This window comes from Brevundimonas sp. RM1 (genome assembly GCF_052907225.1).
On the sequence record NZ_JBRERY010000035.1, the window covers coordinates 1 to 11,906 of the forward strand.

The window sequence follows — 11,906 nt, forward strand, 5'->3', positions numbered from 1 at the left end:
ACGGCCCCGGCCAGCATCCGCTCGGCCGCGCGGGCCAGGGCGGCGTCGGCCGGGTCGGCGTCCTTCAGCCTGACGTCGGTTTCGCGCGCCCAGGCGGCGAAGGCGCGCTCGGCCCGCTCGTCGCCGATGAAGCGGGCGACCAGGGCGCGCAGGTCGCCGACCGAGGCCCCGGCCGAGCCGCCGCGGCCCTCCAGCCAGTCGGGGCCGAGCCGGTCGACGAAGGCGCGGGCCTGCACCCGGTCGATCAGGCGCGGCGGCCGCGCCCGCGACACCAGGACGAAGACGCCGAGGTTCAGCGTCAGGCTGAGGAAGACCCCCGCCGCGAACGGGTCTTCCAGCCCCAGCATGGCGGGAACGTTCAGGCCGAAGCCGGGCGCCAGCTGCGGCGCGGCCAGCATGACGGCCCAGACCGTCATCCCCGCCGCCAGTCCCGCCAGGGCGCCGCTGGCCCGCCCGCCGCGCCAGAGCACCGCTCCGAACAGCGACGGCGCCAACTGGGCCAGGGCGGCGAAGGACACCAGGCCGATCGCCGCCAGGCCGCTGGAGCGGTCCATCGCCAGATAATAGAGCCAGGCCAGCAGCAGCAGGGCGACGATGGCCAGGCGGCGGATGTTCAGCAGAGCTCGCGCCATGTCCGGCTGGGCCGCGCCGCGCCGGCGTCCCGCCCCCATCAGCGGCAGGACTAGGTTGTTGGACACCATGGCCGACAGGGCCACGGCCTCGACGATGACCATGGCGGTGGCGGCCGAGAAGCCGCCGACGAAGACCACGGCGGTCAGCAGGCTCTGCCCTGCGCCGAACGGCAGGGCCAGCACCAGCAGGTCGGGGTTGGTCTCGGGCCGGAACAGGCCGCCCGCCGCCACCAGCGGCAGGACCGCCAGGGTGGTCAGGATCAGATACAGCGGAAAGATCCAGCGCGCGCGGCGCACCTGGGCCGGGTCGCCGCCCTCGACGAAGGCGACGTGGAACTGACGCGGCAGGCAGAAGATGGCCAGGGTCGCCACCAGGGTGATGGCCATGAAGCGGGCGTCGATGTGCGGCCACGTTCCCAACTGGCCCAGGCTGTCGGCTGCGGCCTGACGCGAGGGCGAGGCGGCCAGCAGGGCGACGGCGAAGACGGCGACGGCCAGCAGGGCGGCCAGCTTGACGATGGACTCGATGCCGATGGCCTGGATCAGGCCGCGGTTGTGCTCGGTCAGGTCGGGCCGTCGCGCGCCGAACAGGATGGCGAACCCGGCCAGCACCGCCGCCATGACCAGGACGGTCAGGCTCTCGGACCCGGCGACGGGGGTGCCCGCCGTGATCATCTCGCCCGCCATCGACAGCGACTTGAGCTGAAGGGCGATGTAGGGGACCGAGCCTAGGATGGCGACGCCCGCCACCGCCGCGCCCAGCGCCGGGCTCTTGCCGTAGCGCGACGAGATGAAGTCGGCCATCGAGCCGACGTTCTCGCGCCGGGCGGCCGAGGCGATGCGCCGCCACAACGGCAGCAGCAGGGTCAGCCCCAGGATCGGCCCGACGTAGATGGGCAGATACTCCCACCCGTCGCGCGCGGCCGTGCCCACCGCCCCGTAATAGGTCCACGACGTGCAGTAGATGGCCAGCGACAGGGCGTAGAGCGACGGCCCCAGCATCCCGCGCTGCGCCTTGATCTGCGGCCGCTCGTACCACCAGGCGATACCGAACAGGGCGGCCATGTAGAAGGCCGTCAGGGCCAGGGTGGCGAGGCTGAACATGGGCGTCATCTGGGCCGGGCGCGCTCACGCGGGCAAGCGAAAAAAGAGGGCGGCCAGGCCGAAGCCGGACCGCCCGCAGGTTGGCGAAAGTCAGTTGTTGCGAAGCCGCTCGATCAGTCGTGGATATCCACGTCCTTGCCTTCCTTCACGAAGAGGACGCCGACGATCAGGGTCAGCACGGCGATGGCGATGGGGTACCACAGGCCGTAATAGATATTGCCCGTGGCGGCGACCATGGCGAAGGCCGTGGTCGGCAGGAAGCCCCCGAACCAGCCGTTGCCGATGTGATAGGGCAGCGACATGGAAGTGTAGCGCACCTTGGTCGGGAACATCTCGACCAGGGCGGCGGCGATCGGGCCGTAGACCATGGTCACATACAGCACCAGCAGGAACAGGATGCCGATCACCATGGGCTTGTTGACCAGGGCGCTGTCAGCCTTGGCCGGATAGCCAGCCTGGGTCAGGGCGGCGGTCAAGCCGGCGTCCCAGGTCTTCTTCTGGGCTTCGAAGTCGGCCTTGGGCATGACCTTGCCGTTGAAGCTGTCGACCACCTGATCGCCGATGCGGACCTGGGCCACGGTTCCGGCCGGGGCGGCTTCGTTGACATAGGTGACGCCCGCCTTTGCCAGATGGGTCTTGGCCACGTCGCACGAGCTGTTGAAGACGGTCTTGCCAACCGGGTCGAACTGGAAGTGGCAGTCGGCCGGATCGGCGATCACCGTCACCGGCGAGGCGGCTGCGGCGGCGACGAGGCGCGGGTTGGCCGCTTCGGTGAGGGCGTTGAACAGCGGGAAGTAGGTCAGGGCGGCCAGCAGACAACCCAGCAGGATGATCGGCTTGCGTCCCACCTTGTCCGACAGCCAGCCGAAGAAGACGAAGAAGGGCGTCGCCAGCGCCAGGGCGGCGGCGATCAGGACGTTGACGAGGGCGGGGTCAACCTTGAGCGTCTTCTCAAGGAAAAGCATGGCGTAGAACTGACCCGTGTACCAGACCACGGCCTGACCGGCCGCCAGGCCGAACAGGGCGATCAGCACCAGCTTCAGGTTCGGCCACTTCATGAAGCTGTCCTTCAGGGGCGTGGTTGAGCCCTTGCCTTCGGCCTTCATGCGCTTGAAGGCCGGGCTTTCCGACAGCTTCAGGCGGATCCACAGGGACACGCCCAGCAGCAGAATTGAGACCAGGAACGGAATGCGCCAGCCCCAGTCGGCGAACGCTTCTTCACCGATGGCCAGGCGCACGCCCAGGATCACCATCAGGCTGAGCAGCAGGCCCACGGTGGCGGTGATCTGGATGAAGGAGGTGTAGAAGCCGCGCTTGCCGTGCGGGGCGTGCTCGGCGACATAGGTGGCGGCGCCGCCGTATTCGCCGCCCAGAGCCAGGCCCTGGATCAGGCGCATCAGCACTAGGATGATCGGCGCGGCGATGCCGATGGCCGCATAGGGCGGCAACAGGCCGACCACGAAGGTCGAGACGCCCATCAGCAGCATGGTCACCAGGAAGGTGTTCTTGCGCCCCCACAGATCGCCCATGCGACCGAAGACGATGGCCCCGAACGGACGCACGGCGAAACCGGCGGCGAAGGCCATCAGGGCGAAGATGAAGCCGGTGGTCTCGTTCACGCCCGAGAAGAACTGGGCGGAGATGATCGCGGCCAGCGAGCCGTAAAGATAGAAGTCGTACCATTCGATGACGGTGCCGACGGAGGAGGCGAGAATCACCAGCCGGTCGTTCTTGTCGACCGTGTGCTCGCCGCCGTCCGCCGCACCCATGGTGCGGTCGGTCATGGGCAGTTCCCTTCCTGTGCGGCCGCGATGCGCGGCGCGTTCCCTCGCGCCCGGCGTGCTTTGCGCCGAGCGTCGAAAGGGAGAGTGACAGCAGGAACGCAGGTTTGCGGAGAGCGACCTTGGTCGAATAATCGCTCGCGGGAAGCGGAGCCTAGAGTCCCATGCAGAGGTATTTGATCTCCAGGTAGTCCTCGATGCCGTGGCTGGAGCCTTCGCGGCCGAGGCCGGATTGCTTGATCCCGCCGAAGGGGGCGACTTCGGTGGAGATCAGGCCGGTGTTGACGCCGATCATGCCGGTCTCCAGCGCTTCGGCCACGCGCCAGACGCGGCTCAGGTCGCGGGCGTAGAAGTAGCCGGCCAGACCGAAGATGGTGTCGTTGGCCAGGGCGATCCCTTCTTCTTCCGTCTCGAAGCGGACGACGCCGGAGACGGGACCGAAGGTCTCTTCGCGGCACATCTGCATGTCCTGGGTCACGCCCGACAGGACGGTCGGCTGGAAGAAGGTCATGCCCAGCTCATGGCGGGCGCCGCCTGTCAGCAGGCTTGCGCCCTTGGCCAGGGCGTCGGCGATGTGCTCCTCGACCTTCTTCACCGCCTTTTCGTCGATCAGGGGGCCGATCTGCACGCCGTCGCCGAGGCCGTTTCCGACCTTCAGGGCCTGCGTGGCCTGTGTCAGCTTGGCGACGAATTCATCGTGGACGGCGGCCTGCACATAGAAGCGGTTGGTGCAGACGCAGGTCTGGCCTGCGTTGCGGTATTTAGAGGCCACGGCGCCCGCCACGGCGGCGTCCACATCGGCGTCGTCGAAGACCAGGAAGGGGGCGTTGCCGCCCAGCTCCAGGCTCATCTTCTTGATGGTGTCCGATGACTGCTTCATCAGCAGGCGGCCGATCTCGGTCGAGCCGGTGAAGCTGATCTTGCGCACGGTTTCATTGGAGGTCAGCTCGCCGCCGATGGCCGAGGCCGAGCCGGTGACGACGTTGAACAGGCCGGGCGGCAGACCCGCCTCTTCCGCCAGAACGGCCAGGGCCAGGGCCGACAGCGGCGTCTGGCTGGCGGGCTTCAGCACCACGGCGCAGCCGGCGGCCAGGGCCGGGCCGATCTTGCGGGTGATCATGGCGGCGGGGAAGTTCCACGGGGTGATGGCCCCCACCACCCCGACCGGCTGGCGTAGCGTCACCAGCCGTTTTGAGGCGTCGTGGGTCGGGATGACCTCGCCGTAGGTGCGTTTGCCCTCTTCAGCGAACCATTCGATGAAGCCGGCGGCGTAGGCGATCTCGCCCTTGGCCTCGGTCAGGCTCTTGCCTTGCTCGCGGGTCAGCAGGCGGCCGAGGGCGTCCTGCTCGCTCATCATCAGATCGAACCAGCGGCGCAGGATGCGGGCGCGTTCGCCCGCCGTCTTGGCGGCCCACGGCTTCATCGCGGCTTCGGCGGCGGCGACGGCGCGGCGGGTCTCAAGGGCGCCCATGTCGGGGACGGTCGCCAGCACCTCGCCCGTGGCCGGGTTGGTCACTTCAATGGTCCTGCTGCCGTCGGCGTCGATCCAGCGGCCGTCGACATAGGCCTGACGGCGGAGCAGGCGGGCGGGATCGGACATGGGGCGGCTCCTTGGTCGCGGTCGGGGAGCCGACATAACGCGCCGGAGCGGGCGCAGCTGCAAGGAGACGAAACGTCTAGCTGAGCATCAGCCCCATGCGCACCAGGGCGGGCAGGCTGTCGGCCTCCATCTTGGTCATGACCTTGGCGCGGAAGACCTCGACCGTGCGCGGGCTGATCTTCAGGTTCAGGGCCATCTCCTTGTTGGAGGCGCCGGCGACCAGGGCGTCGAAGACCTGCCGCTCGCGCGGGGTCAGGCGGCCCAGGCGCACGCGGGCCTGCTGGCGCGCTTGCTGGCGGGCGTCCAACTCTCCGAGCCTGGCCAGACAACCCTTCACCACCTCGACCAGGCGGGTGGGATCGAAGGGTTTTTCGATGAAGTCCACGATGCCGTTTTTCATCATCTGCACCGCCATGGAGACGTCGGCGTGGCCGGTGATGACGATGACGGGCCAGGTCTCGCCGCGCAGTTCGGCCAGGCGGCGTACGATCTCGGTTCCGTCCATGCCCGGCATCTGCACGTCGGTGATGACGCAGGCCGAGGCGTCCTCGGGCAGGGCGGCGAAGAACTCGGTCCCGCTGGAGAAGCCGCGCGCGCGCACGCCGCGCCCGCGCAGCACCCGCAGGAGGGCGTCGCGCACGGCGGAATCGTCGTCGATGACGAAGACGGAATGATCGCTCACGCGGTCCTGGCCTCCTGATCCTTGGGCAGGGTGAAGAAGAAGGCGGCGCCGCCCAGGGCCTGGCTGCGCCCGACGTTCAGGACGCCGCCGTGCCGCTCGACGATGGTGCGCGTGACGGACAGGCCCAGACCCATGCCGCCGGGCTTGGTGCTGGTCATGGGCTGGAACAGACGGTCGCGCTGATCGTCGGCGACGCCGGGGCCGTTGTCCTCGATGCTGATGCGATAGCCGTCGGCCTCGGCGCGGCCCAGGATGCGCACCTGGGCGCCGACGCCGCCCGCAGCCGCCTCGACGGCGTTGCGGACCAGGTTGACGACCGCCTGCTGGAACTGGATGCGGTCGGCCCGCACCCGGTCGCCGTCGGCGTCCAGATCGATGCGGACGGCGACATCCTTGTCCTGGCCCATTCGCGTCAAAATCTGCTTCATGGTCTCGATCATGGCCGCCACGCTTTCGTCGCCCATGCCGCCGGTCTCCTGGCTCAGGAAGGCGCGGATGCGGCGAATGATCTGACCCGCGCGCAACAGCTGGGCCTGGGCCAGGTCCAGGGTGCGGCAGGCGCTGTCGCCCAGGGATCCGGCCTTCTCCATGTCGGCCCGGCTGGCGTGCATGTAGCCGCTGGCCGCGCTCAGCGGCTGGTTCAGTTCATGGGCCAGGGTGGCGGCCATTTCGCCGAGGGAGTTCAGCCGCCAGACGGTATTCAACTGAGCATGCAGTTCGCGCGCCTGCGTCTCTGCGGCGTAATGGAGCGTCAGGTCGGCCAGGCCCAGGGCCACGAAATCCTGGTCTGGCCCGCCCGGCGCCAGGCCGAACTGCACGCCGACCGGAAAGGTCGAGCCGTCGGCTCGTCGGCCGACCCAATAGTCGGCGTCGGCTTTCAGCAGGCCGGATGGCATCCCAGAGGCGATGACGGCGGCCATGGTGAAGCCTGGAACCATATCGGCGAAGGGGCGGCCCAGGGCCTGCTCCTTGGTGATCCTGAACATGGCGAGCGCCGTGTCGTTGAGGCGCGAGATGACGCCCTCGCGGGTCAGCATCAGGGTCGGCGTCGACAGGAAGGCGACCTGGAGCATGGCGTCGCGCGCCGCCAGGGCCTTTGCGAGACGCGAGGCCTGCCGCCAGGCCAGGATTGAGGCGGTCGAAGCCGCCAGCGCCGCCGTCAAGGCGATCAGGGCGAGGTCGCGCGGGAAGGACGGCGCCGCCAGCCCCATGGTCAGAGCCGCAACGGCGAACAGGGCGCACGCCAAGGCGACAGCCGCCGCCCAAGGAGGCGGGAATGGGGCGATGTCACGGGAGCGGCGGTCCAATACTGAGTAAATCGAACTTGTCCTCGCTTCCCGCTAGATCAGGAGGCGAGCCCTTCCGTGTCGTCGTCGTCATAAGGCAGGTAAGAGGGGCCTCTTAAATAGGTCTCGGCTAACATGCAATTATCGCTCACAGTTCTTTGTGAGCTGAAAAAATGTCCATTTCTGTCGTAACGTGGGTATGTGTGATCTTCGTCGTCATGGTTACTCGAGTGTTAATAAATAGAACGGCGTTCTGATGAGAGAAATCTGCGCAGCGACAACATGAATTGCGGATTTCTACGTACGGCCGAATTTACGATTGCCTACCGTTGTCTCACGCAGAAGGGGATCAGTCTCAAAGAGGTCTGAATGCCCTTCCAAATCATCGCTCGACGCCAGAAAGGCGCTCGCGCGCTCCGTAATCCGCTCGCGGGCGGCTTGATCATCGCTCTGTCAGCGGCGCTAGCGGCCCCTGCGGGGGCCCAGTCCGTCGAAGGCCAGTTTGGCGTCGCCAGCGAATACGTCGGCAAGGGTCTGGGCAAGAGCGCCGGCGATCCCAGTCTGAACGGCTCGCTCGAAGTCTCGTACGGCGATTTCTACGGCGCCGTTTTCGCCTCGACCGCCAAACTGTCTCAGGGGTCGGACGCCGAGATCGTCACGAGTCTGGGCTGGCGGCCCAAGGCGGCCGGTTTCGCCTTTGATCTTTCGGTCGCCAACCGAGACCTGCCGGGCACGCGCGCCGGGATCGACTCCAACTTCTGGGAATATCAGGCTGACGCCTCGCGCAAGTTCGGGCGCGTTTCGGGGCGGCTGCGGGTCAACTACACGCCCGACGGTTTCGCCGCGACCAAGGAGGCCTGGTGGATCGAGGCGCAGGCGTCGACGGCCCTGGGGCCGCGCACCAAGGCGTCGGCGGCCTACGGCGTGCGCTCGGCGGACGGAGGGGCCGACTACAACGCCTGGAATCTGGGCGTGAAGCACAACCTGAGCGAGCGTTTTGCGGTGGATGTGCGCTGGTACGACACCGACAGCCATGCGCTGGGCGACAACTATGACGGGCGTCTGGTCGGCGCTCTCACTTACGCTTTCTGAACCCTCTCTCCTCTACCTTAGCTATCCGCCGGGGGGGCTCGGCGTTTTCGAACAGGAAACTCTCGTGCAGTTGGACAACGTCAGAATATCGCGCAAGCTTGCGGGCGCCTTCGCCCTGATCCTGGCCGTCATCGTGACGCTGGGCGGGGTGGTGCTGTTTGAAGTGGGGCAGTTGGAGAAGGCCAAGGCCACGGTCACCCTGGCCGAGACCGTCATCGGCCAGACCAATGTGCTGAAGCGGTCGGTGGACCAGCAGGAAAGCAACGCCCGCGCCTATCTTCTGACGCTGTCGCCGGACTATCTGGAACGGGTCAAGTCGCATCAGGCCCGCTACAAGCAGGGTTCGGCCGAGATGCGTCAGATGGTGTCGCACATCTCCGGCGCCCTGGGCCGCATGGACGCGCTGGACAAGGCGGTCGCCGCCTATGAGGCCTCGGTCATCAATCCCGAGATCGCCCTGGCGGGCCGTCCCGAGACCCATTCCGACGCCCTGGCCCTGGCGGCCAGCGCCCTGCCGAACCAGTTCATGGATCCGGTCGATGTTGCGTTCAAGGAGATCAGCGACGCGCAGGAGACCCGCAAGGCGGCGGCCCTGAAGGCGCAGGATGCGGCCTTCCGGACCACCAAGATCGCCCTAGGCGTCGGCGTGCTGGTCGCGCTGATCCTGTCGGTGGCTTCGGGTCTGGTTCTGGCCCAGTCGATCGCCAAGCCGATCGCCGCCATGACGGCCGCGATGCGTCGCCTGGCCGGCGGCGACAAGTCGATCCAGGTGCCCGCCATGGGCCGCAAGGATGAGGTCGGCCAGATGGCCGCCGCCGTCCTGGCGTTCAAGGACGCCGCCATCGCCAATGAGCGGCTGGAAGCCGAGGCCGTGGCCCAGCGCCAGGCGGCGGCAGAGGAGCGCGCCCGCGTCGAGGCCGAAAAGGCCAAGGCCGCCGAGGAAGACCGCATCGCCATCACCGCCCTGGGCCAGGGCCTGAACGCCATGGCGTCGGGCGACCTGACCCACCGCATCGAGGTGACGTTCGCGCCGAACGCCGAACAGCTGCGGGCCGACTTCAACGACGCCATTGCGCAGCTGGAGAAGGCCGTCGCCTCGGTGGCGGCCAATGTCGCGGCCATCCGTTCGGGCTCGAGCGAGATCAGTCAGGCGTCGGACGACCTGTCGCGCCGCACTGAACAGCAGGCCGCCAGCCTGGCGGAAACCGCTGCGGCCCTGGACCAGATCACGACGACGGTGAACCGCACCGCCGACGGCGCCCGTCAGGCCGCCGACGTGGTGCAGAAGACGCGCGGCGAGGCCGAGGCTTCGGGCCTGGTCGTCGGCGAGGCGGTCGCCGCCATGACCGCCATCGAACAGTCGTCGAACCAGATCGGCGCCATCATCGGCGTGATCGACGAGATCGCCTTCCAGACCAACCTTCTGGCGCTGAACGCTGGCGTCGAGGCGGCGCGCGCGGGCGACGCCGGTCGTGGCTTCGCGGTCGTGGCCTCTGAAGTGCGCGCCCTGGCCCAGCGTTCGGCTGGAGCGGCCAAGGAGATCAAGACCCTGATCACCGCCTCCAGCCGTCAGGTCGAACAGGGCGTCGACCTGGTGGGCCGCGCAGGCGAGGCGCTGAGCCGAATCGTGGACGAGGTGGCCGAGATCAATAGTTTGGTTTCTGAAATCTCGGCCTCGGCCCAGGAGCAGGCGACGGGCCTGCAACAGGTCAACACCGCCGTGAACCAGATGGATCAGGTGACGCAGCAGAATGCTGCGATGGTCGAGGAATCGACCGCCGCCAGCCACTCGCTGGCCCAGGAGGCCGACGTCCTGGCCGCCTCGGTGGCGCACTTCAAGGTGAGGCAGACGACGCAGGCCGTCGCTCAGCTTCGCGCTCCGGTCTCGGCGCCGAAGGCCAAGCCCGCCTCGGTCGCCGCCGAGCCCGCGCCTGCCCGCAAGCCGCAGCCGGTGGCCGAGACGGTCGCCGCCCTGAAGACCATGGGACGCGGCGGCGCGGCTCTGAAGCCTGAAGCCATCGAAGACGGGTGGGAGGAATTCTGATGACGGCCACGGTCGTTCTGGCCCCGGTTCTGGACCTGCGCGCAGCCGAGCCGCTGAAGGGCGAGCTGCTGGCGGCGCGCGGTCAGGCCCTGACGCTGGACGGCTCGGCCGTCGAGCGGCTGGGCGGGCTGTGCCTTCAGCTGCTGTTGTCGGCGATCCGCACCTGGCGCGCCGACGGCCAGGCTTTGACCTTCGTCAATGCGTCCGAGGCGCTGACGACCCAATGGAGCGCCTTCGGCGCTTCGCCCTCTGATCTCTCCGCACAGGACGCCTCCCAATGACCAAGACCGTTCTGACCGTCGATGATTCACGCACCATGCGCGACATGCTGATGCTGGCGCTCAAGGACGCGGGCTATCGCGTGGTCCAGGCCGAGGACGGCGTCCACGGGCTGGAGGTGCTGCAGGCCGAAAACCCCGACATCGTCATCACCGACATCAACATGCCGCGCATGGACGGGTTCGGCTTCATCGAGGGGATGCGGGCGGACCCTGCGTTCAGCGCCGTCCCCGTGCTGGTCCTGACGACCGAGAGCGACGCCGCCAAGAAGCAGCGCGCCCGCGAGGCCGGGGCCACCGGCTGGATCGTCAAGCCGTTCGACCCCGTGCGTCTGGTCGACGCCGTGCGCCGCGTGGCGGCCTGACGACCTGGGACTGAGGAACTGAGACGATGAGCGACGATCCGTTCGAGGCGATCAAGGCGACCTTCTTCCAGGAATGCGAGGAGCTGCTCGCCGATCTGGAAGGCAATCTGCTGACGCTGGAGTCCGGGTCGACGGATATCGAGGTCATCAACGCCGTCTTCCGCGCCGTCCATTCGGTGAAGGGCGGGGCGGGGGCCTTCGGGCTGGAAGACCTGGTCCGTTTCGCCCACGTCTTCGAGACGCTGATGGATGAGCTGCGCTCGGGCCGAAAACCGTGCGACGAGCCGACGGTGAAGACCCTGCTGCGCGCCGCGGACGTGCTGGCCGACCACGTCGCCGCCGCGCGCGGCGCAGGCGCGCCCGTCGATCCCGTGCGCTCGGCCGGTCTGGTCGCCGAGCTGGAGGCCCTGACTTACGGCGGGGCCGCGCCGGTCGCGGCCGCCGAGTCGGAAGAGGACGATTTCGGCTTCACGCCCGTCGCCATGGACCTTGGGGCGTTCGAGGCTCCAGCGGGCCTGCCGGATCTTCCCGACCTGCCGCCCTTGCCGGACCTGGCCGCCCTGGCGCCGCTGCCCGATCTGTCGGCGCCGAGCGCGTCGCAGGGGTGGAGGGTCGTCTTCCGTCCGCATCCGCGCCTCTACGCCAGCGCCAATGAGACGGGTCTGCTGCTGCGCGAACTGGGCCGCCTGGGCCCGACGCGGGTGCAGATGGACGACAGCGGCCTGCCGCTGCTGGACGCGCTGGAGCCGACCGACAGCCACCTGATCTGGACCATCGAACTGGACGCCGACGTCAGCGAGGCCGAGGTGCGCGAGGTCTTCGACTTCGTGGAGATGGATTGCGACCTCAGCGTCACGCCCTTGGGCGATGCGGCGTCGGTCGATGCCGCGCCCGCCGCCGTGGCCGACGAGGACAGCAGCGACGCCTCGGCCCTGGCCCGCGCCGCCGCGCCGGAATTGGACATCGCCGCCCTGCTGGCCTCGGTCGGCGCCGCGCCGACGGAGGCGCCCGCGCCTGTCGCCGTCGCGCCCGTGACCCCTCC

9 protein-coding genes and 1 pseudogene are annotated in these 11,906 nt (G+C 68.4%); 5 read left to right on the top strand and 5 right to left on the bottom strand.

Annotated elements, in window-relative coordinates; all coding sequences use genetic code 11:
• The 5 genes and pseudogenes from ACU5AP_RS15370 to ACU5AP_RS15390 form a co-directional block, all read right to left on the bottom strand.
• A pseudogene (locus ACU5AP_RS15370) lies at positions 1 to 1,736 on the bottom strand (hybrid sensor histidine kinase/response regulator); the annotation flags it as partial.
• 113 nt (positions 1,737 to 1,849) lie between these two features.
• On the bottom strand, positions 1,850 to 3,520 hold the full coding sequence (locus tag ACU5AP_RS15375; RefSeq protein WP_278448966.1) for an MFS transporter: 1,671 nt from the start codon (positions 3,518 to 3,520) through the stop codon (positions 1,850 to 1,852).
• Positions 3,521 to 3,671: 151 nt separating this feature from the next.
• Positions 3,672 to 5,117, bottom strand: a complete 1,446-nt coding sequence (locus tag ACU5AP_RS15380) for an NAD-dependent succinate-semialdehyde dehydrogenase (protein WP_003166020.1) — start codon at positions 5,115 to 5,117, stop codon at positions 3,672 to 3,674.
• A gap of 76 nt (positions 5,118 to 5,193) precedes the next feature.
• Positions 5,194 to 5,799, bottom strand: a complete 606-nt coding sequence (locus ACU5AP_RS15385) for a response regulator transcription factor (RefSeq protein WP_003166019.1) — start codon at positions 5,797 to 5,799, stop codon at positions 5,194 to 5,196.
• A complete protein-coding gene (locus ACU5AP_RS15390) occupies positions 5,796 to 7,046 on the bottom strand; it encodes an ATP-binding protein (protein ID WP_446681468.1) in 1,251 nt (416 codons plus the stop codon). The genes ACU5AP_RS15385 and ACU5AP_RS15390 overlap by 4 nt, the downstream gene beginning before the upstream one ends.
• A 477-nt stretch (positions 7,047 to 7,523) precedes the next feature.
• On the opposite strand from ACU5AP_RS15390, the gene ACU5AP_RS15395 reads away from it, so the two are divergent.
• The 5 genes from ACU5AP_RS15395 to ACU5AP_RS15415 form a co-directional block, all read left to right on the top strand.
• Entirely contained in the window at positions 7,524 to 8,177 is a 654-nt protein-coding gene (locus tag ACU5AP_RS15395; protein ID WP_088411952.1) for a TorF family putative porin, read from the top strand.
• Positions 8,178 to 8,241: 64 nt separating this feature from the next.
• The gene (locus tag ACU5AP_RS15400; protein ID WP_446681469.1) at positions 8,242 to 10,221 is read left to right on the top strand and encodes a methyl-accepting chemotaxis protein; all 1,980 of its coding nucleotides are present in this window, start codon (positions 8,242 to 8,244) and stop codon (positions 10,219 to 10,221) included.
• The gene (locus tag ACU5AP_RS15405) at positions 10,221 to 10,502 is read left to right on the top strand and encodes an STAS domain-containing protein (RefSeq protein WP_128718703.1); all 282 of its coding nucleotides are present in this window, start codon (positions 10,221 to 10,223) and stop codon (positions 10,500 to 10,502) included. The genes ACU5AP_RS15400 and ACU5AP_RS15405 overlap by 1 nt, the downstream gene beginning before the upstream one ends.
• Positions 10,499 to 10,864 (top strand): response regulator, encoded by a 366-nt coding sequence (locus ACU5AP_RS15410; RefSeq protein ID WP_040346123.1) that lies wholly within the window; start codon positions 10,499 to 10,501, stop codon positions 10,862 to 10,864. Before ACU5AP_RS15405 ends, ACU5AP_RS15410 begins: the two co-directional genes overlap by 4 nt.
• 26 nt (positions 10,865 to 10,890) lie before the next feature.
• Positions 10,891 to 11,906, top strand: a 1,016-nt coding sequence (locus tag ACU5AP_RS15415; protein WP_446681470.1) for an Hpt domain-containing protein, incomplete at its 3' end; no start/stop codon positions are given.